Below are 21,668 nucleotides of genomic sequence, written 5' to 3'. Positions count from 1 at the left end.
GGGCGTCTGCCAGCTTTTCCTCAGTAGCGATGGCTTTAGTCAACAAACGATCCTTGGCCCGAGCGCGAAGCTCGTTGACGATATCTTCGTCAAAGCCGTCGATGTTGAGCATTTCTTCCACCGGTACGTAGGCAATCTCTTCCAGGCTGGTAAAGCCTTCATCAACCAGCACCTGCGCCAACTCTTCATCAACTTCCAACTCTTCGATGAAGTTGCGCAGGATGTCGCCGGTTTCTGCTTGCTGCTTAGCCTGGATGTCCGATTCGGTCATCACGTTTAAGGTCCAGCCAGTCAACTGGCTAGCCAAACGTACGTTCTGACCGCCGCGACCAATCGCCTGGGCCAGATTGTCTGCGCCAACGGCGATGTCCATTGCATGGGCATCTTCGTCGACAATAATTGCTGCTACTTCTGCTGGCGACATTGCGTTGATCACGAACTGCGCCGGGTTGTCATCCCAAAGGACGATATCCACTCGCTCTCCGCCCAACTCGCCGGACACTGCCTGGACGCGCGAACCGCGCATACCAATGCAAGCACCTTGCGGATCAATGCGTTTGTCTTTGGAGCGAACGGCTATTTTAGCGCGTGATCCAGGATCTCGGGAGGCCGCCATCACTTCGATAAGGCCTTCAGAGATTTCTGGAACTTCGATACGGAACAGCTCGATCAACATCTCTGGCGCAGTGCGCGACAGAATCAGTTGAGGACCGCGGTTCTCGGTACGAATTTCTTTCAACAATGCGCGAAGGCGTACGCCAACACGGAAAGTTTCACGCGAGATGATGTCTTCACGGGCCAGCAACGCTTCTGCGTTGTTACCCAGATCAACGATCACGTTGTCACGCGTCACTTTTTTAACGGTGCCAGAAATGATTTCGCCCAAACGCTCGCGATAAGCATCAACGACTTGAGCACGCTCAGCTTCGCGGACTTTTTGCACAATAACCTGCTTGGCAGTTTGTGCAGCAATCCGACCGAATTCGATAGAATCGATTTTCTCTTCGATAATATCGCCGGCTTTCGCGCCTGGCTGTTTCGCTTGAGCCTGGTCTACAGCCAACTCGATTGCTGGATCATCCAGATCTTCGTCTTCGACCACAGTCCAGCGACGGAAAGTCTCATAGTTACCGGTGTGGCGGTTGATTTCCACACGCAGATCGACTTCGTCTTCAAAACGCTTTTTGGTAGCGGTGGCCAGAGCCAGCTCCAGCGCTTCAAAAATTACGTTTGCCGGTACGCCCTTTTCATTGGACACCGACTCAACAACCAGCAGTACTTCTTTGCTCATCGTACGCCTCGCCTTTCGCAAGCCATTGGATCCGCGGGATCCGCGTCTCAGTCAAAACTGGGAATAATGTTGGCCTTGTCGATCATATCGATCGGCAACAGGAACTCGTGGTCATCCACTTGCACCACTACGTCCTGTTCTTCTACGCCGCGCAGAAGGCCCTGAAAGTTGCGTCGCCCTTCAAAGGGTGAACGCAGCTTGATCTTTACTTGCTCACCGGCGAATTGGCCAAACTGCTCAAGAGTGAACAGCGGGCGTTCCATGCCAGGAGAAGAAACTTCAAGGGTGTATTCAACAGAAATAGGATCTTCGACATCCAGAACGCCGCTGATTTGACGACTGACAATTGCGCAGTCATCCACCAAAACGCCGCCTTCCTTGTCGATATACACACGCAACATTGAATGGCGGCCCTGAGCCGAAAATTCAATACCCCAGCATTCATAGCCAAGGGCCACGACCACCGGGGCCAACAAGGCCTGCAACTCTTCTAGCTTGCTCGACACCTGAACCCCCTAGTGCATGTTTGTGCATGCTGTGCAAAATAAAAAAATGGGCGAAGCGCCCATCTCTGAAACGTCGTTGAATATCGACGCTATAAAGTGTCCAGTTAACAAAAAGCCCCTAATAAGGGGCTCCGCTAAAACTGGTTGCGGGAGCCGGATTTGAACCGACGACCTTCGGGTTATGAGCCCGACGAGCTACCAGACTGCTCCATCCCGCGACAAAGCTGGAGCGGAAGTATACGTTTGATCCTTTTCAGGGTCAATGTAGGCTTCCACATACAAGAAAGCCCGCTACTGCGGGCATTCTTGATAATTGGTACCGAGAAGGGGACTCGAACCCCTACACCCTATGGGCACAACCACCTCAAGGTTGCGTGTCTACCAATTCCACCACCTCGGCAATACTACAGTTACAACATGAAACCCGTTTTACTTTTGCTCTTGAGCTGGAGGTACGTCAGTCGCTGGGGTAGCCGACTTTTGCTCATTAAGCACCGGCACATCATCTGAAGCCGGTTTTTGCTTTGGTGCTTCCAACACTGCTGGATCTGGCAAACCTACTTGAGTCAGCTCATGAGCTTTCTCTTTAGCAAAGTAACCTAACCCTAAGCTGGTTATGAAAAAACCTGCGGCAAGTATAGCAGTAAACTTACTAAGAAAGGTAGAGGAACCTTGGCTTCCGAACACAGTATTTGATGCACCTGCTCCGAAAGATGCTCCAGCATCCGCACCTTTACCCTGTTGCAGCAATACCAGAGCAATTACGCCCAATGCACCCAACAGATGAAAAACGACTACGACTGTTTCCAGCATTTTCTCAGTTTCCCGCGGCACGACAAATCGCACCGAACTCATCTGCATTCAGGGAAGCCCCACCAATGAGCCCCCCATCGATATCCGGCATGCTGAACAGTTCGACCGCATTGGCCGCCTTCACGCTGCCGCCGTATAGAAGCTGCACACCTTGTGCAACTTCAGGATTCTTCTGCGCCAGCTGTGCGCGAATGGCCGCATGCACATCTTGCGCTTGCTGCGGTGTTGCAGTCAGCCCGGTACCAATAGCCCAGACCGGCTCGTATGCAATCACTGCGTTTGCAAAAGCCTCAATACCGAACTCATCAATGACAACGCTCAGCTGACGCCCTACAACCTCAAGCGTTTGCCCCGCTTCGCGCTGCTCCAGGGTCTCCCCTATGCACAACACCGGCGTTAAGCCAGAAGCTTGAGCTGCTGCAAACTTGCGATTAAGTGTTTCGTCCTGCTCACCCAAAATCAGGCGACGCTCAGAGTGACCCACCAACACCAGCTTGCAACCCGCATCCACCAACTGGCTCGGAGAAATCTCCCCAGTCAGCGCACCTTGCTTCTCGTCGATCGCAGCATCCTGAGCACCAACCGAAATTGGCGTATCTTTCAAGCCATTGATTACACGATCAATAAACAAGTCAGATGGAAATACCGCAATCTCAACACCGCTTGGCAAGGCCAGATTACGCAGACCGTCGATCAGCTCAGCGACGCTGGCGCGGGTACCGTGCATCTTCCAGTTACCAGCTACCATAGTGCGACGCATGCTTTACCTCGTCGGTCAAAGTGGGCGCAGATGTTACCCAACCACATCCGCGCTGGCAAGCCGAATTCAGGCACAAACTTCACTTACCAGCTTTGCCAGCTCTTCTGCATAGCCACGAACCATATTTTCGTCGTCGCCCTCCACCATCACACGCACCAACGGCTCGGTACCCGACTTACGCAGCAACACGCGCCCACGACCTTTCATCGCCTCCGTAACACGCGCACAAGCCTCTTTGATGGCAGGATGCTCAACAGGATTTACGCCACCCGCAAAGCGCACATTCAGCAGCACCTGCGGACATTTACGCAACGCCTGACGGGACTGAGCCAGGCCTTCACCACGGCGACGCAGCGCCAGCAGCACTTGTAGGGCCGCAATAATCGCATCGCCTGTCGTGGTGTGCTGGAAGCAAACGATATGGCCGGAGTTCTCACCCCCAACCTGCCAATCACGCTCTTGCAAGCCTGCAATGACATAACGGTCTCCGACATTGGCCCGCACAAACGGAATACCAAGATCGGCCAGCGCTAGTTCGAGCCCCAGATTACTCATCAGCGTTCCAACAACACCACCCTGCAATTTGCCGCGCTCATGCAAATCACGCGCAATGATGAACAACAGTTCATCACCATCGACAATGGCACCCGTGTGATCAACCATCAGCACTCGGTCGCCATCACCATCGAAGGCGATACCCAAGTCAGCTTTCTCGGACAAAACAGCTGCCTGCAACGAGCCCATATGGGTCGAGCCGCAGTTGTCATTGATGTTCAGGCCATTGGGTTGAGCCGACAAAACAGTGACGTTCGCGCCCAACTCCTTAAACACACTCGGCGCAACCTTATACGTTGCGCCATGCGCACAATCGATGACGATGTTCAGACCATTGAAGTTGGTGCTGGTCGGTACACTGCTTTTGCAAAATTCGATATAACGGCCGGAAGCATCATTGATACGCGACACCTTGCCCAACTTATCAGAGTCCACAACCGTCATCGGAGCATCCAGCAGCTCCTCGATCATCAGCTCAACCTCATCAGGGAGCTTGGTGCCTTCACCCGAAAAGAACTTAATACCATTATCGTCATGAGGATTGTGCGAAGCACTGATCACGATGCCCGCTTCCGCATGGAAAGTGCGCGTGAGATATGCAATCGCCGGCGTAGGCATTGGCCCCAAGAGCATTACATCTGCCCCGGCTGCCGATAGACCGGCTTCCAGAGCCGACTCAAACATATAGCCCGAAATACGCGTGTCTTTGCCGACCAGAATTCGACAGGCACCCATGCTACGAAACGCCATACCCGCAGCCCAACCCAACTTGAGCATGAAATCCGGGGTAATCGGATAAACGCCGACGCGACCGCGAATACCGTCGGTGCCAAAATACTTCTTCGTCATAAGTGCTCCATTGCTCTTAGTCGGCGGACTCGACCGCTGCGATCATCCGTACCACATCAACCGTTTCGGCAACATCATGGACGCGAAGAATACGCGCCCCTTTAGTCACAGCAAGTGCTGCCAGTGCAAGACTGCCATAAAGGCGCTCACCCACCGGCCGATTCAACGTCTGCCCGATCATACTTTTACGCGACACACCCACCAGCAATGGGCGCCCCAACGCATGCAGGGCCTCCATGTGCTTAAACAGAATCAGGTTGTGTTGCAGTGTTTTTGCGAAGCCAAAGCCCGGATCAAGGACGATTCGCTCAGCTGCAATTCCGGCTGCCGCACAGTGCTCCATGCGCTCAACCAGAAATGCCGAAACCTCACCCACCAGATCGGCGTAATGCGGATTATCCTGCATATCACCCGGTTCACCCAGCATATGCATCAGACATACAGGCAAACCCGTGGCAGCAGCAGCCTGCACGGCACCTTCCCGGCGCAGCGAGCGAACATCATTGATAAGCCCCGCCCCCAGGCGCGCAACTTCCGTCATGACAATTGGCGCGGATGTATCGACCGAGATAATCACATCAAGTTCACGACTGATGCGCTCGACAACAGGGGCCACCCGATCAAGCTCTTCTTGTGGCAACACCACACGAGCACCTGGACGCGTTGACTCGCCCCCCACATCAATCAGGGTTGCGCCCGCCAACACCATGGCCTCGGCATGGCGCAAAGCCGCATCTGCCGGAGCAAAGCGACCGCCATCAGAGAACGAATCAGGGGTGACATTAAGAATACCCATAACATGCGTACGGGTTAAATCAAGAACCCGGTTGCCGCAAGGCAACCGGGTCAGGGACTGAGCAAAAGTCATTTCAAGCCTTAGTGATCAGCTGCGGGACCGCCGATAGGCGCTTCAGGACGCTCGGTTTTATCCAGTGGCGGCGCTGTAGGAGTACCTGTGCCACCTCCTTCCCAGTCACGCGGCTCGCGTGGTGGACGACCTGCCATGATGTCGTCGATCTGATCAGCATCGATCGTCTCATACTTCATCAACGCATCAGCCATCGCCTCCAGCTTGTCACGGTTGTCCGTCAGGATCTGCTTGGCCGTGCCATAACACTCATCAATGATGCTGCGTACTTCAGAGTCGATCAGCTTGGCTGTCTCGCCCGAAACACTAGCACCTTGACCACCACCACCGCGTCCCAGATAAGACTCGTCATCTTCGGCATACATCAGCGGGCCTAGCTTCTCGGACAAGCCCCACTTGGTGACCATGTTCCGCGCAATCTGGCTGGCACGCATGATGTCGTTGGATGCACCGGTGGTCACACCGTCAAAACCCAATGTCATCTCTTCAGCGATACGACCACCGTACAGCGAGCAAATCTGACTGATCAACGCGCGCTTGGAGAGGCTATAACGATCCTCTTCCGGCAGGAACATTGTGACGCCCAACGCACGGCCACGTGGAATGATCGACACTTTGTAAACCGGATCGTGCTCAGGCACGACCCGACCAACAATAGCGTGACCCGCTTCGTGGTAAGCCGTATTGCGCTTTTCTTTATCCGACATCACCATCGATTTGCGCTCGGCGCCCATCATGATTTTATCTTTGGCCAGCTCAAATTCTTTCATTTCAACAACGCGCTTACCGGTACGCGCTGCAAACAAGGACGCTTCGTTCACCAGGTTAGCGAGGTCAGCACCGGAGAAGCCCGGAGTACCACGTGCAATCACAGCCGGCTGAACATCATCCCCCATCGGCACTTTTCGCATGTGCACTTTGAGGATCTGCTCACGACCACGGATATCTGGCAAACCAACCACTACCTGACGGTCAAAACGGCCCGGACGCAACAGCGCAGGGTCAAGCACATCGGGACGGTTAGTGGCGGCGATCACAATGATGCCGTCATTCATTTCAAAGCCGTCCATTTCAACCAGCAATTGGTTGAGGGTCTGCTCACGCTCATCATGACCGCCGCCCATACCGGCACCACGGTGACGACCGACTGCGTCGATTTCGTCGATGAAGATGATGCAAGGCGCATGCTTTTTAGCCTGCTCAAACATGTCACGAACGCGGCTTGCACCGACGCCTACGAACATCTCAACAAAGTCGGAACCGGAAATCGTGAAAAAAGGAACCTTGGCTTCGCCAGCAATCGCCTTGGCGAGCAAGGTTTTACCGGTACCTGGCGGGCCAACCATCAACACGCCACGAGGGATACGACCGCCCAGACGCTGGAATTTGCCTGGATCACGAAGGAACTCAACCAGCTCGCCCACTTCCTCCTTGGCTTCATCACAGCCTGCAACGTCAGCCAGGGTCGTTTTGACCTGATCTTCGGATAACAGACGTGCCTTGCTCTTGCCAAAGCTCATAGGACCACCTTTACCGCCGGCACCGCCCTGCATTTGACGCATAAAGAACATGAAGACAGCGATGATCACCAGAATCGGGAAGCTCGCAACCAACAGTTGCGTCCAGATGCTTTGCTGCTCAGGCAGTTTGCCCTCAACGGTCACATGGTTATCAACCAAGTCACCGATCAAACCGTTGTCCTGAATAGCCGGACGAATGGTTTTGAAGGTATCGCCATCGCTTCGTTTGCCGGTAATCACGTAGCCATCCACGGCAACGCGCTCGACCTTGCCATCCTTAACTTGCTGGATGAAGTCGGAATAGTTGAGGGTTTGTGGCTCGTTTGGACTGGAGAAGTTGTTCATCACTGTCACCAAGACAGCTGCGATGATCAACCACAGGATCAGATTCTTTGCCATATCGTTCAATTAGCTACCCTCTGAAGCAAGCCCCGCTACTGAAGCGTGCTTCGCATGATATTCACCGGCATAACTTACTACATTGCCTACAACCCTTGCAGGCTCCGTCTGTAACCCTTTGTGAAACTTTGACTACACAATATTCGTTATGACAGCGCTGTAAAGCGATACAAAAAAACTTATCGCCCCTGTCAGAGACGTTCGTCACTGGCAGAACCCTCGATTCCACGGAAGCCACGCCCTAACAAATACTGCTCGCGGGACCGATCTCGTGACGAGGTTGGCTTGCGCATCTGCACCTTATCAAAAAGTTTGCGGATGTCTTTGTGGTATTGGTCGAAACCTTCACCCTGGAAGACCTTGATCAGAAAATCACCACCTGGACGCAGAACTCGCCCGGCAAGATCCAATGCCAACTCACAGAGGAACATTGCTCGCGGCATATCTACAGCTGCCAATCCACTCATATTGGGGGCCATATCTGAAATCACAAGGTCTACTTGTGTATTTCCGACAGCCTCAAGAATCTGAGCCAGCACAGCATCCTCGGTAAAGTCCCCTTTGATGAAGGTCACATCTGGAATGCTGTCCATGTCCAGAATGTCCGAAGCGATCAAACGCCCCTGACCACCGATCAGACGGCTAGTCACCTGCGACCAGCCACCCGGGGCTGCGCCCAGGTCAATCACCGTCATGCCCGGGCGAATCAAACGATCTCGCTCCTGAATCTCCAGAAGCTTGTAACTTGCACGTGAACGATACCCATCTTTTTGCGCCATTTTGACGTATGGGTCGTTGAAATGCTCTTTCAGCCAGTTAAGGCTAGTCTTGGAACGGGCCACGGGCCACCTCAAAAATATAAACGGGTCGTGATTAACTGGGCGGTCCCGGACTCGCTCGGGTAAACTGGCCGCCGCTTTTTACAAGATCAGACACAGGGGTCAGATTATGCCGCTCACTCAAGAGCAGAAGAAACAGTACAAATCCATTGGCCACCATCTGAAACCAGTATTGACTGTGGCTGATAATGGTTTGACTGAAGGTGTTTTAGCCGAACTCGAACGCGCATTGAGCGATCACGAGTTGATTAAAATCAAAGTCAACATCCTGGACCGCGAATCCCGCCTGGAGGCCATTGCAGAACTGTGCAAGGCCGGCAAAGCGGAATTGGTACAGGTTATCGGCAAAATGGCGCTTCTGTACCGCAAGAACGTCAATGTTAACAAGCATCTGTCGAACATCCATCGCTTCAAGTGATGCCGACAGGGGTCAAGGGCGCGCCTGGCGCGCCCTGACACCTTCAAAAAACTGCCCGCGCAATGCATCAGGCAGCCAGAACAGCCCAACGCACCCCATCCCGCCAGCAGACAGCACCACGCGACATACGCTGCATTCAAAGCGCGCCACGCGATGCCTTAACCAACTGCTGCGCCAATCCATACAGACCAGCACCGCACAAATTCTGTGTAAAACAACTGCAAGCTGCTAACCCAGAAGTCCGGACTAGCGGCCAAAGCAGAGCGCCCGCATGAAGCGGGCGCTTTTATTTAGATGTGACGCACTTCAATAATCTCGTACTCAATGACGCCGCCCGGTGTTTTCACCGCGACCACATCACCCTCTTCCTTCGCAATCAAGGCGCGAGCAAGTGGCGAACCCACGGAGATTTTTCCGAGCTTGAAGTCAGCCTCATCCTCTCCCACGATCTGATAAGTCACGCTTTCGTCAGTCTCAACGTTAGCGATTTCAACCGTGGTGCCGAAAATCACCTTACCGGTATGAGGGATAGTCGTGACATCAATGATGACCGCGTTCTGCATGCGGCCTTCGATATCGCGAATACGCGCCTCAACCATACCTTGCTGCTCACGGGCAGCATGGTATTCAGCGTTTTCTTTCAGGTCGCCCAGCTCACGTGCCGTGCCGATGTCTTGGCTCAGTTTTGGCCGAACAACCTTAGTCAGGTGTGCGTGTTCTTCTTCCAGGGCTTTCGCGCCCTGGACGGTCATTGGGTATTTGATCATGCCTTCAATCCTGCGTGTAGATCCTGCAAGCGACGTACGGTTTTTTCAGGACCGAACTTAAGCGCTTCACAGATCGCTTCGCCAGCAGCAATAGTCGTGGTGCAGTAAATCTTGTGCTGCAAAGCGTTGCGGCGAATGGAGTAAGAGTCAGCTATCGACTGACGACCTTCAGTAGTGTTGATGATCAAAGTGACTTCGTCATTTTTGATCATATCGACAACGTGCGGGCGACCTTCGGTCACCTTGTTCACGCGGCGCACTTTCAAACCAGCGGCTTCGATGAACTTGGCAGTACCCGCAGTCGAAACGATCTCAAAGCCGAGGCTGATCAGGTCACGCGCAACACCCGCCACCAAAGGCTTGTCGTCGTCACGCACACTGATAAACGCCGTACCGCCGGTTGGCAGCACTTCGCTTGCGCCCATCTGAGCCTTGGCAAACGCTTCACCGAAGGTATCACCCACGCCCATCACTTCGCCCGTCGACTTCATCTCTGGGCCGAGGATCGGGTCAACGCCCGGGAATTTGGCGAATGGGAAGACCGCCTCTTTCACGCTGTAGAAGTTAGGAATGATTTCTTTAGTGAAACCAATTTCCTTCAGGGTCTTACCGGCCATCACGCGAGCAGCGATCATTGCCAGCGAGACACCGATGCACTTGGACACGAAAGGAACGGTACGCGATGCGCGCGGGTTCACTTCGATCACGTAAATGTCTTCGCCTTGCAGGGCCAACTGCACGTTCATCAGGCCAACAACGCCCAACTCAAGCGCCATTTTCTTGACCTGCTCACGCATCTCGTCCTGGATGTGCAGCGGCAGCGAGTACGGCGGCAGCGAACAGGCGGAGTCACCGGAGTGAACACCAGCCTGTTCGATGTGCTGCATGATCGCGCCGATCACAACGTCGGTACCGTCACAAACCGCATCAACGTCCATTTCGATTGCGCAGTTCAGGAAGTGATCCAGTAGCACAGGGCTGTCATTGGACACTTTCACTGCGTCGCGCAGGTAACGCTTGAGTTCTTCTTCTTCGTAAACGATTTCCATCGCACGACCGCCCAACACGTAGGAAGGACGAACAACCAGCGGGTAACCAATCTTGCCGGCAGCGCGAATGGCTTCGTCTTCGCTGCGCACAGTGGCGTTAGGCGGCTGACGCAGGTTCAGACGCTCAACCATTTGCTGGAAGCGTTCACGGTCTTCAGCACGGTCAATGGCGTCAGGGCTGGTGCCGATGATCGGTACGCCAGCCTCCTCCAGAGCGCGAGCCAGTTTCAGCGGGGTTTGGCCACCGTACTGAACGATCACGCCTTTTGGCTTCTCGACACGAACGATTTCCAGCACGTCTTCCAAGGTTACGGATTCGAAGTACAAACGATCCGAGGTGTCGTAGTCAGTGGAAACAGTTTCCGGGTTGCAGTTGACCATGATGGTTTCGTAACCATCGGCACGCAGCGCCAGGGCCGCGTGAACGCAGCAATAGTCAAACTCGATACCTTGGCCGATACGGTTCGGACCACCCCCCAGAATCATGATCTTGTCACGATCCGAAGGGTTGGCTTCGCACTCTTCCTCATAGGTGGAGTACATGTAAGCGGTGTCTGTGGCGAACTCGGCCGCGCAGGTGTCAACGCGCTTGTAGACCGGGAACACTTCCAGCTTGTGACGGTGGCGACGCAGGTTTTTCTCAGTCACACCCAGCAGTACAGCCAAACGCGCATCAGAGAAGCCTTTGCGCTTGAGACGGTACATAGTGTCACGATCGATCGAAGACAGGCCTTGCGTCTTGATCTTCTCTTCGTCCTTGATCAGATCTTCGATCTGTACCAGGAACCAAGGGTCAATCATGTTCATGCCGAAGATGTCTTCAACAGTCATGCCAGCGCGGAACGCGTCAGCCACGTACCAGATACGCTCGGCACCCGGCACAGTCAGCTCGCGCTTGAGCACGGTCATGCTTTCCGGGTTGCTCAGATCAAGCTTTGGATCAAGACCACTAACACCCACTTCTAGACCGCGAAGGGCTTTCTGCAGCGACTCCTGGAAAGTCCGGCCAATGGCCATGACTTCACCCACCGACTTCATCTGCGTGGTCAAACGCGCATCGGCTTTTGCGAATTTTTCAAACGCAAAGCGTGGCAGCTTGGTCACAACGTAATCGATGGACGGCTCGAAGGACGCCGGTGTCGCGCCGCCGGTGATTTCGTTTTGCAACTCATCCAGGGTGTAGCCGATCGCGAGCTTGGCGGCGATACGCGCAATCGGGAAGCCAGTGGCTTTGGAAGCCAGCGCCGAAGAGCGCGATACGCGCGGGTTCATCTCGATCACGACCATGCGGCCAGTGTTCGGGCAGATACCGAATTGAACGTTGGAGCCACCGGTTTCAACGCCGATCTCACGCAGTACCGCCAACGAGGCGTTACGCATGATTTGATATTCTTTGTCGGTCAGGGTTTGCGCAGGAGCAACGGTGATCGAGTCACCGGTGTGCACGCCCATCGGGTCAAAGTTTTCGATCGAGCACACGATGATGCAGTTGTCCTTCTTATCGCGGACAACCTCCATCTCGTACTCTTTCCAGCCGATCAGTGATTCGTCGATCAGCAGCTCTTTGGTTGGCGACAGGTCCAGACCACGAGCACAGATCTCTTCAAACTCTTCACGGTTGTAAGCAATACCGCCACCGGTGCCGCCCATGGTGAAGGACGGACGAATGATGCACGGAAAGCCCAGCTTTTCGAGAACCGCATTGGCCTCTTCCATGCTGTGAGCGATACCGGAACGCGGGCAATCCAGACCGATGGACTTCATCGCCTTGTCAAAGCGCGAACGGTCTTCTGCCTTATCGATGGTGTCGGCATTAGCACCAATCATCTCTACGCCGAACTTCTCCAGAACGCCTTCGCGCTCCAGATCCAGTGCGCAGTTCAGAGCCGTTTGGCCACCCATGGTTGGCAGCAGCGCGTCTGGACGCTCTTTTTCGATGATCTTGGCAACTGTCTGCCACTTGATCGGCTCGATGTAGGTTGCATCGGCCATGTCCGGATCGGTCATGATGGTGGCTGGGTTAGAGTTCACCAGGATGACGCGATAACCTTCCTCACGCAGAGCCTTGCAGGCCTGGGCGCCGGAGTAGTCAAATTCGCAAGCCTGGCCGATAACAATCGGGCCAGCGCCCAGAATCAGGATGCTTTTAATGTCTGTACGTTTTGGCATGGGTTTGTCACTCAAATCCGCAGGTCAGTCGGCAAGCCGTCGATCAGTTCTCTGAGCCACCCAAGGGGCCGCCAGAAGCAGGGGCCACCCTTGGGCTACTCATTGCAAGGGCTGATCAGCGGCGCTTGGCCATCTCATTGATGAAGCGATCGAACAGCGGTGCAACGTCGTTCGGGCCCGGGCTTGCTTCAGGGTGGCCCTGAAAGCTGAAAGCGCTCTTGTCGGTCAGTTCGATGCCCTGCAAGGTACCGTCGAACAGCGACTTGTGGATGGCACGTACGTTAGCTGGCAACGTCGCTTCATCAACCGCAAAACCGTGGTTTTGGCTGGTGATCATCACAACACCGGTGTCCAGGTCTTGAACCGGGTGGTTCGCGCCGTGGTGGCCATGACCCATTTTCACGGTCTTGGCGCCAGAGGCCAGTGCCAGCAACTGGTGACCCAAGCAGATGCCGAACACCGGAATTTCGGTTTTCAACACTTCTTGAATAGCTGCGATCGCGTAGTCGCAAGGCTCAGGATCACCCGGGCCGTTGGACAGGAAAACACCATCGGGGTTGAGAGCCAACACATCGCTGGCCGGTGTCTGTGCTGGAACCACCGTCACGCGGCAGCCGCGCTCAACCAACATGCGCAGGATGTTCCACTTAACGCCGTAGTCATATGCCACTACGTGGTAAGGCAAATCGCTGGCTTCAATCGTCGGATGACTGTCAGTGGCCAGGTTCCAGACGCTCGAACGCCACTCGTAGGCCTTTTCGGTGCTGACGACTTTCGCCAGGTCCATGCCTTTGAGGCCAGGGAAGCCACGAGCAGCTGCAATCGCCGCTTCGTCAGAAATATTGTCACCGGCCATGATGCAGCCGTTCTGTGCGCCCTTCTCGCGCAAAATGCGAGTCAGACGGCGAGTGTCGATACCGGCGATCGCCACAACATTGTTGGCTTTCAGATAGTCAGACAGCGACATAGTGTTACGCCAGTTGCTGGCAACCAGCGGCAGATCACGAATTACCAAACCTGCGGACCAGACACGATCAGACTCGGCATCTTCCGGGGTAGTGCCGGTATTGCCAACATGCGGGTAAGTCAGGGTCACGATTTGCTGAGCGTAGGAAGGATCCGTAAGGATTTCCTGGTAGCCAGTCATTGCGGTGTTAAACACCACCTCACCAACGGTCTGACCGTCGGCCCCAATGGCTTCGCCGCGAAAAATGCTGCCATCAGCGAGGGCGAGTATGGCTTGCTTAGTCAAGAAGACCTCCCGTAAATAAAGCCTGAAAGGGCGATCGCAGGTTGTAAAAAAGCGGAGTGACGTATGGACACGTCACCCCGCTTCTTCATCGAATATCTGCGCGCTTTTAGTGGACACACTAAAGCTGTAGCTTACAGAAAAAGGCTTTTTGGGTCTACCGCTAAAGAGCCGAAAAGGCAGAGGAATGCGACAGGTCATCGCTTAGCGGTTAAAAATCGGGCCGTTGATTGCGCAACAGCCCGATTTTACAGAGTCGACTCAACGCAGGTCGAGCACATCTTGCATGTCGTACAAACCAGGCTCACGCCCATCAAGCCACAAGGCAGCACGAACAGCGCCTTTGGCGAACGTCATGCGGCTGGATGCCTTGTGGGTGATTTCAAGACGCTCACCCTCTGCAGCAAACAGAACCGTATGATCGCCAACCACATCGCCGCCGCGAACGGTCGCAAAACCAATGGTCTCGCGCTCACGAGCACCGGTGTGGCCTTCACGACCGTAAACCGCAACCTTTTGCAGGTCACGCCCCAGCGCATCAGCAATCACCTCACCCATGCGCATGGCCGTGCCCGATGGCGCGTCAACCTTATGTCGGTGATGAGCCTCGATGATTTCAATATCCGCATCATCACCCATCACCCGCGCCGCCATATCGAGCAACTTGAGCGACAGGTTAACGCCGACACTGAAATTCGCCGCAAACACAATCGGAATGTCTTTAGCCGCTTCAACCAGCAACTGCTTCTGTGCCGCGCTCAAACCCGTAGTGCCGATCACCATGGCTTTGCCCGCTTTGCGACACAAAGCCAGGTTATTGAGCATCACTTCAGGCAGCGTGAAATCGATCAACACATCGAATTCATCAGCAACACCCTCAAGGCTTGCTGACAGCGGCACACCGATGCGCCCAAGAGACACGAGCTCACCTGCGTCAGCCCCCACCAGCGAACTGCCGGGGCGGACAACCGCCGCGGTCAGACCACACAACGGTGAACGCTGCTGCACCGCATCAATCAGCGTCTTACCCATGCGCCCGGCAGCGCCCATCACAGCTATACGTCGCATGCCAAACCCCTTATAAGTCGCCGAAGAAACGCTTCACGCCCTCGAACCAGCCGGTCGCGTTCGGCGAATGACAGCTATCGCCTTCCAGCGTCGAGCGGAACTCTTCCATCAACTCACGCTGACGGCGGCTCAGTTTCACAGGCGTCTCAACCACCACACGGCACATCAAGTCGCCAACACCGCCGCCGCGAACCGGAGCAACACCTTTGCCACGCAGGCGGAACTGCTTGCCGGTTTGCGTACCTTCAGGGACTTTCAACTTGACCCGACCATCCAGCGTCGGCACTTCAAGCTCAGCACCCAGCGCAGCATCAGCAAAACTGATTGGCACTTCACAGAACAGATGCTTGCCATCGCGCTGAAAAATCGCATGCTCGCGCACATCGATGACCACGTACAGATCGCCCGCAGGGCCACCCTGAACACCCGCCTCGCCTTCACCAGACAGACGAATACGGTCACCCGTATCGACACCCGCCGGCACTTTCACGGAAAGTGTTTTGTACTCTTCTACACGGCCTTCGCCACGGCAGCTCTCGCATGGATCGGAAATAATCTTGCCCTGACCCTGGCAACGCGGGCAGGTCTGCTGAACAGAGAAGAAACCCTGCTGCATGCGCACCTGACCAATACCGCCACAGGTCGTACACGTCACTGGCGAAGAACCTTTCTTCGCGCCAGAACCGTCGCACGGCTTGCAATTAACCAAGGTGGGCACACGAATATTGACCGTGGTACCGCGCACAGCCTCTTCCAGGTTCAGCTCCAGCGTGTAGCGCAAATCGCTACCGCGCTGAGCGCCCCCCCGGGAGCCGCCACGACCACCGCCAAAGAAATCACTGAATACATCACCGAAGATATCGGAGAAGTTCTGCCCACCAAAACCAGCACCGCCGCCGCCCATTTGCGGATCAACACCCGCATGGCCGTACTGATCGTAAGCAGCACGCTTGCTGGAGTCCGACAGCACCTCATAAGCCTCATTCGCCTCTTTAAACAGCTCTTCAGAGGCTTTGTCATCCGGATTACGGTCCGGGTGATGCTTCATTGCGAGACGACGATACGCTTTTTTCAGCTCCACCTCAGTGGTGGTCCGTTCGACACCCAATATTTCGTAATAGTCGCGCTTTGCCATAATTCTTTGCACTCTCAAGGACGCTTGGAAAAACCCTCCCGAGCCTCACCAAACCCGCCGAGCCTGAACAAACAAGGCTCAACTCACGTCTTTTCAACGATATTGGTTTCTGATTAACAGCCAATGCATTGGCCGACAGGAGCGGTTACTTCAGACAGAGACACATAAAAGCGCCCGTCCCAACCGCCAGCATTCGACCTTGTCGCATGCTGTAAAAATTCTTCGACTCCAGACACGCCAACGCGGGAGCAAGCTCCCGCGCGGCGACATCCTACCAGTCACCGCTTATGCACGGTCAACCGGCCGACCAACAAGCTAATTACTTGTGGTCTTTAACTTCTTCGAACTCAGCGTCGACAACGTCATCCGCTTTTTCAGCCGAATCAGCTGGCTTGGCCGCTGCGTCTGCCGGGTTCGCTTGCTCAGCGTACATTTTCTGTGCGACTGGAGCAGACACCTTGGACAGCTCTTCAACCTTGGCTTCGATAGCTGCCTTGTCGTCGCCTTTAACAGCGGCTTCCAGTGCAACTACTGCAGCTTCAATTGCAGCTTTCTCTTCCTCAGTAACTTTGTCGCCAGCATCAGCAACCATTTTACGAGTCGAGTGAACCAGTGCATCGCCCTGGTTACGCGCCGCCGCCAGCTCTTCAAACTTGCGGTCTTCCTCAGCGTTGACTTCAGCGTCACGTACCATCTGAGCAATTTCTTCCTCGGACAGACCCGAGTTCGCCTTGATCACGATGGACTGAGACTTGCCAGTCGCCTTGTCTTTTGCACTTACGTGCAGGATGCCGTTGGCATCGATGTCGAAGGTTACTTCGATCTGAGGCACACCACGTGGAGCGGGTGGAATGTCAGCCAGGTCGAACTTGCCCAACGACTTGTTTTGAGCCGCTTGCTTACGCTCACCTTGCAGCACGTGAATGGTCACCGCACCCTGGTTATCGTCAGCAGTCGAGAACACTTGCGATTTCTTGGTAGGAATCGTGGTGTTTTTCTCGATCAGAGCAGTCATAACACCGCCCATGGTTTCGATACCCAGTGTCAGCGGGCTCACGTCCAGCAGCAGAACGTCTTTAACATCACCGGCCAATACCGCGCCCTGGATAGCAGCACCCATTGCAACCGCTTCGTCCGGGTTCACGTCTTTACGGGCTTCTTTGCCGAAGAACTCCGTTACCAGCTTCTGTACCAGCGGCATACGAGTCTGACCACCGACCAGGATCACGTCGTTGATCGCGCCAACATCGATACCAGCATCTTTCAGAGCCAGACGGCAAGGCTCGATGGTGCGCTGAACCAGATCTTCAACCAGCGATTCCAGCTTGGCGCGCGAAATTTTCACGTTCAAGTGCTTAGGACCGGTGGCATCTGCAGTGATGTAAGGCAGATTCACGTCAGTCGACTGGCTCGAAGACAGTTCGATTTTGGCTTTTTCAGCGGCTTCTTTCAGACGCTGCATCGCCAGCGGGTCACCTTTAAGGTTCATGCCGCTTTCTTTCTTGAACTCGTCAACCAGGTAGTCGATCAGACGGATATCAAAGTCTTCACCACCCAGGAACGTGTCACCGTTGGTCGCCAGCACTTCAAACTGGTGCTCGCCATCAACTTCAGCAATTTCAATAACCGATACGTCGAAAGTACCGCCACCCAAGTCATAAACAATGACAGTGTGGTCGCCTTTCGCTTTATCCATACCGTAAGCCAGAGCAGCTGCGGTGGGTTCGTTGATGATACGTTTTACGTCCAGACCCGCGATACGGCCGGCGTCTTTGGTCGCCTGACGCTGGCTGTCGTTGAAGTAGGCCGGAACGGTAATCACCGCTTCAGTCACTGGCTCGCCGAGGTAGTCTTCGGCGGTCTTCTTCATTTTCTTCAGAATTTCAGCCGAGATTTGTGGCGGAGCCATTTTCTGGCCGTTCACTTCAACCCATGCGTCGCCGTTATCAGCTTTGGCGATCTTGTAAGGCACCATCTGAATGTCTTTCTGTACAACTTCTTCGTCAAAACGACGACCGATCAGACGCTTCACCGCGTACAAGGTGTTATGCGGATTGGTCACTGCCTGACGCTTGGCCGACTGGCCAACCAGAATTTCACCATCATTGGCGTACGCAACGATCGACGGCGTAGTCCGTGCGCCTTCTGCGTTTTCGATAACTTTTGCTTTACCGTTTTCCAGAACCGAAACACACGAGTTGGTGGTCCCGAGGTCAATACCGATAATTCTGCCCATGTTAACTCTCCCTAAATTTGGATTTTGTTGCCGCAGCAGTGATGACCAACTACGACACTACTTAACGCTTGACTTCTAAATGGGGGCCTTGCGACCGATTTCAAGCCTGCTCATCAATTGATGGCGAAATCGCCGCTGGCGCCTTGCTAACTACGACCATAGCCGGGCGCAGTAAGCGACCATTGAGCTGATAGCCCTTTTGAAACACCTTGAGCACACTGTTGGGCTCCAAGTCTGCGCTTTCCTGCATTGCCATCGCTTGGTGAAGCCCGGCATTGAAGGGTTCGCCGTGAGGATCAATGGCTTCCAACTGATAACGCTTCAGGGTGTCCTGGAACATTTTCAGGGTCAGCTCGATCCCTTCACGCATTGGACGAATGTTCTCGTCATCTGGACTGGACAGCTCAAGGCCGCGCTCCAGGCTGTCGATCACCGGCAACAGATCACCCGCGAACTTCTCCAATGCAAATTTGTGTGCTTTTTCAACATCCTGTTCGGCACGACGGCGAACGTTCTGCAAATCAGCAGCTACACGCAGAGCTTGATCATTAGCAGCAGCCAGCTGCTCTTCGAGCACCTGTACACGGGCTACCAGATCTTCACCTGCAACATCGGCGGCCTGATTAGCCTCTTGGTTCTGCGTATCCATAGTCTGTTCGTCTGCCATAGATTTCTCCTTTCAAACATCGTCCGCGAGCTCGACTCGCGCTTCTGCCAAGGTATATGGGGTCGCAATTTTCAGGTTCAAGAGCCAAAAAACACTAACAGATACCTCCTTGACCCTTAAATGCGCCCCTGCGAACTCAAAACTGCCTAAAAAAGCCTGAAAACAAAGCAAATAGAACTAAGCGCAGGCATTGTCAGCACGAAACAAAACACTGTATAAATAACCAGACATTACGTTTTGGAGCGGCTCCCATGCTGGTGCACCTGTCCGTACACAACTACGCCATCGTTGAACATCTCGATCTTGAACTCGATCGTGGGATGAGTGTAATCACTGGTGAGACTGGCGCCGGTAAATCGATCATGCTGGATGCACTCGGTCTCACCTTGGGTGACCGTGCAGACAGTGGCGTGGTTCGCCCTGGAGCCGACAAAGCCGACATTCTGGCCACCTTCGACCTGCAAGACATTCCCGAGGCCCGGGCCTGGCTTGCCGAACGCGACTTGGAGTGCGAAGGCCCCTGCATACTGCGCCGGGTCATCACCGCCGAAGGCCGTTCACGGGGCTACATCAACGGCACCCCTTGCCCGCAAGGCGACTTGAAAGCATTGGGCGAACTGTTGATCGACATTCACAGCCAGCACGAGCACCAGTCGCTGCTAAAACCCGATACTCACCGCCGACTGCTCGACGAATATGCAGGGGCCTGCGACCTGGCTCGTCAGGTGCAACTGGCCGCACAACGTTGGCGCCAGACCCGCCAAGAGCTTGAGCACCTGTCCAATTCAGGGGACGAACAGCGCGCACGTCATCAGCTACTGAGCTATCAGATCGAAGAGCTCGAAACCTTGTCGCTGGGTGAAAACGAACTGGAGGAACTGGAGCAGGAACACAAAAACCTGACCAACGCCGAAACTTTGCTGACTATTTGCCGCCAGGTCGTCGAGCAGTGCAGCGAAAATGACTCCGGCAATGTCCTCAATGCCCTGACCGTAAGCCTGAATCGCTTGTCGAGCGTCAATAACAACTCCAGCTCATTGAGCGAAGCAACCGACCTGCTGGCCAGTGCTCAGATTCAGGTAGAAGAAGCCGTGGGCGAACTCAATCGCTTCCTCGATCATTTCGATGCGGATCCGAGTCGCCTGCAATACCTCGAAGAACGGCTGGACACGATCTACAGCCTTGCACGCAAACACCGCGTGCAACCTGCCGACGTTGCCGCCCTGCAACAAAACCTGCTCAACGAACTGGAAACTCTCAACGCGAACGATGAAAACATCGAGCGCCTAACCAACGAGCTAGCGTCTTACACCCGCCACTATCAAGAGTGCGCACGCGAACTAAGCAACCTGCGCAGTCATGCTGCGGCCCGCTTGAGCAGTGCAGTGGAAGAAGAAATCCAGCGCCTGGGCATGCCTGGCGGCCGCTTTGTGATCGAGCTGCGCCCACAAAGCAGTAACGACCCAATGCCTCACGGCCTGGAGCATGTCGAGCTTCTGGTCAGCGCCAACCCTGGCCAACCGCTCAAAGCGATAGCCAAAGTGGCGTCTGGCGGCGAGTTGTCGCGTATCAGCCTGGCCATTCAGGTCATCACGGCACAAACGTCACGTGTACCGACCCTGGTATTCGACGAAGTGGACGTGGGCATTGGTGGCCCGACAGCCGAAATCGTCGGCCAGCTACTGCGCCGCCTGGGCGAACGTGGCCAAGTACTGACGGTCACTCACTTGCCGCAAGTCGCCGCGCAATGCCACCAGCACCTCTTCGTGCACAAGGTTCGTGAAAGCGAGACAACACGCACAGCCGTCTCAAAACTGAGCAAAAAAGAACGCGTAGAAGAAGTCGCCCGCATGCTCGGCGGTATTGACCTGACCAAAGAATCGCTGGCTCACGCAAAAAAAATGGTGGTCACCGCAAAAAACCTCGCTGCTTAGCGACGAACGGTCACGAAATATCATGTTTCAGAAAGCACGAAGGCGACTCAGAGGTCGCCTTCGTTCGTTTCGCGAACCGAAATTCGCGCGACATGCTTATTTAGTTTGTTGCGGCGTTTTCTTGCGTACGTACAGCACCAAGTTGTGATCCACCAACTCAACGCCGTGCTTGGCCGCGATAGCGTGCTGCAGTTTTTCGATGTCTTCGTCGAAAAACTCAATCACTTCACCGCTGTCCACGTTGACCATATGGTCGTGGTGGCCGCCATCAGCATCAGCCAACTCAAAGACCGCATGGCCGCCATCAAAATTATGGCGGATCACCAGCCCAGCTGACTCAAACTGGGTCAACACACGGTAAACCGTGGCCAGACCGACGTCTTCGCCAGCCTGCATAAGAGCCTTGTAAACATCTTCGGCGCTCATGTGACGCTGCTCGGCAGAATCGAGCATTTGTAGAATCTTGACTCGTGGCAGAGTCACCTTAAGTCCGGCTTTACGTAGTTCGCTATTTTCAACCATGGTTAGCTTTCTCGCGGAAGCCGCTTCGCAGCTTCTCTTAATACGGGTATGATC

18 protein-coding genes and 2 tRNA genes are annotated in these 21,668 nt (G+C 54.6%); 2 read left to right on the top strand and 18 right to left on the bottom strand.

What is annotated here, in order from left to right:
- The 10 genes from nusA to rlmE all read right to left on the bottom strand — a co-directional run.
- Positions 1 to 1,291, bottom strand: a 1,291-nt coding sequence (nusA, locus tag ACIQYF_RS22955; protein ID WP_402866356.1) for a transcription termination factor NusA, incomplete at its 3' end; no start/stop codon positions are given.
- A gap of 47 nt (positions 1,292 to 1,338) precedes the next feature.
- The gene (gene rimP / locus ACIQYF_RS22950) at positions 1,339 to 1,797 is read right to left on the bottom strand and encodes a ribosome maturation factor RimP (RefSeq protein ID WP_402866353.1); all 459 of its coding nucleotides are present in this window, start codon (positions 1,795 to 1,797) and stop codon (positions 1,339 to 1,341) included.
- Between the two features lie 141 nt (positions 1,798 to 1,938).
- Positions 1,939 to 2,015, bottom strand: a tRNA-Met gene (locus ACIQYF_RS22945).
- Between the two features lie 96 nt (positions 2,016 to 2,111).
- Positions 2,112 to 2,197: transfer RNA gene (locus ACIQYF_RS22940), tRNA-Leu, on the bottom strand.
- Positions 2,198 to 2,226: 29 nt separating this feature from the next.
- A complete protein-coding gene (gene secG, locus ACIQYF_RS22935) occupies positions 2,227 to 2,610 on the bottom strand; it encodes a preprotein translocase subunit SecG (RefSeq protein ID WP_019410399.1) in 384 nt (127 codons plus the stop codon).
- Between the two features lie 4 nt (positions 2,611 to 2,614).
- Complete coding sequence (gene tpiA / locus ACIQYF_RS22930; RefSeq protein ID WP_402866349.1) at positions 2,615 to 3,370, bottom strand: triose-phosphate isomerase; 756 nt, start codon at positions 3,368 to 3,370, stop codon at positions 2,615 to 2,617.
- 66 nt (positions 3,371 to 3,436) lie between these two features.
- Complete coding sequence (glmM, locus tag ACIQYF_RS22925) at positions 3,437 to 4,774, bottom strand: phosphoglucosamine mutase (protein WP_402866347.1); 1,338 nt, start codon at positions 4,772 to 4,774, stop codon at positions 3,437 to 3,439.
- 16 nt (positions 4,775 to 4,790) lie between these two features.
- Positions 4,791 to 5,642 (bottom strand): dihydropteroate synthase, encoded by an 852-nt coding sequence (gene folP, locus ACIQYF_RS22920; protein ID WP_402866345.1) that lies wholly within the window; start codon positions 5,640 to 5,642, stop codon positions 4,791 to 4,793.
- An 8-nt stretch (positions 5,643 to 5,650) separates the two neighbouring features.
- Positions 5,651 to 7,561, bottom strand: coding sequence for an ATP-dependent zinc metalloprotease FtsH (gene ftsH, locus ACIQYF_RS22915; protein WP_402866343.1), 1,911 nt, complete (start codon positions 7,559 to 7,561; stop codon positions 5,651 to 5,653).
- Between the two features lie 191 nt (positions 7,562 to 7,752).
- The gene (gene rlmE / locus ACIQYF_RS22910; protein WP_019410404.1) at positions 7,753 to 8,403 is read right to left on the bottom strand and encodes a 23S rRNA (uridine(2552)-2'-O)-methyltransferase RlmE; all 651 of its coding nucleotides are present in this window, start codon (positions 8,401 to 8,403) and stop codon (positions 7,753 to 7,755) included.
- A 106-nt stretch (positions 8,404 to 8,509) separates the two neighbouring features.
- On the opposite strand from rlmE, the gene yhbY reads away from it, so the two are divergent.
- A complete protein-coding gene (yhbY, locus tag ACIQYF_RS22905) occupies positions 8,510 to 8,818 on the top strand; it encodes a ribosome assembly RNA-binding protein YhbY (RefSeq protein WP_402866341.1) in 309 nt (102 codons plus the stop codon).
- A 290-nt stretch (positions 8,819 to 9,108) separates the two neighbouring features.
- Here the strand turns inward: yhbY and greA are convergent, their stop codons facing one another.
- From greA to grpE, 7 genes are all read right to left on the bottom strand, one after another.
- Positions 9,109 to 9,585, bottom strand: a complete 477-nt coding sequence (gene greA / locus ACIQYF_RS22900) for a transcription elongation factor GreA (RefSeq protein ID WP_019410406.1) — start codon at positions 9,583 to 9,585, stop codon at positions 9,109 to 9,111.
- Positions 9,582 to 12,803 (bottom strand): carbamoyl-phosphate synthase large subunit, encoded by a 3,222-nt coding sequence (carB, locus tag ACIQYF_RS22895; protein ID WP_402866338.1) that lies wholly within the window; start codon positions 12,801 to 12,803, stop codon positions 9,582 to 9,584. The genes greA and carB overlap by 4 nt, the downstream gene beginning before the upstream one ends.
- Before the next feature lie 115 nt (positions 12,804 to 12,918).
- Positions 12,919 to 14,055: a glutamine-hydrolyzing carbamoyl-phosphate synthase small subunit gene (gene carA, locus ACIQYF_RS22890; protein WP_402866336.1), complete on the bottom strand. Its 1,137-nt coding sequence runs from the start codon at positions 14,053 to 14,055 to the stop codon at positions 12,919 to 12,921.
- Between the two features lie 258 nt (positions 14,056 to 14,313).
- Entirely contained in the window at positions 14,314 to 15,120 is an 807-nt protein-coding gene (gene dapB, locus ACIQYF_RS22885) for a 4-hydroxy-tetrahydrodipicolinate reductase (RefSeq protein ID WP_402866333.1), read from the bottom strand.
- A gap of 10 nt (positions 15,121 to 15,130) precedes the next feature.
- Positions 15,131 to 16,255, bottom strand: coding sequence for a molecular chaperone DnaJ (gene dnaJ / locus ACIQYF_RS22880; RefSeq protein ID WP_402866331.1), 1,125 nt, complete (start codon positions 16,253 to 16,255; stop codon positions 15,131 to 15,133).
- 319 nt (positions 16,256 to 16,574) lie between these two features.
- Entirely contained in the window at positions 16,575 to 18,491 is a 1,917-nt protein-coding gene (dnaK, locus tag ACIQYF_RS22875; protein WP_322235007.1) for a molecular chaperone DnaK, read from the bottom strand.
- Between the two features lie 100 nt (positions 18,492 to 18,591).
- Positions 18,592 to 19,158, bottom strand: a complete 567-nt coding sequence (grpE, locus tag ACIQYF_RS22870) for a nucleotide exchange factor GrpE (RefSeq protein ID WP_402866328.1) — start codon at positions 19,156 to 19,158, stop codon at positions 18,592 to 18,594.
- 251 nt (positions 19,159 to 19,409) lie between these two features.
- Here grpE and recN point away from each other — a divergent pair, with 251 nt between their 5' ends.
- Positions 19,410 to 21,092 carry a DNA repair protein RecN gene (gene recN, locus ACIQYF_RS22865; protein WP_402866326.1) on the top strand — a complete coding sequence of 561 codons (1,683 nt, stop codon included), beginning with the start codon at positions 19,410 to 19,412 and terminating at the stop codon, positions 21,090 to 21,092.
- Positions 21,093 to 21,188: 96 nt separating this feature from the next.
- On the opposite strand, the gene fur is transcribed toward recN, so the two are convergent.
- On the bottom strand, positions 21,189 to 21,614 hold the full coding sequence (gene fur / locus ACIQYF_RS22860; protein ID WP_402866359.1) for a ferric iron uptake transcriptional regulator: 426 nt from the start codon (positions 21,612 to 21,614) through the stop codon (positions 21,189 to 21,191).
- Positions 21,615 to 21,668 lie beyond the last annotated feature (54 nt).

The organism is Pseudomonas sp. NPDC096917 (genome assembly GCF_044762555.1).
In the GTDB taxonomy this organism is placed as follows: Bacteria; Pseudomonadota; Gammaproteobacteria; order Pseudomonadales; family Pseudomonadaceae; genus Aquipseudomonas.
The sequence above is the reverse complement of the archived record's forward strand: the minus strand, read 5'-3'. Positions and strand labels throughout refer to the sequence as shown.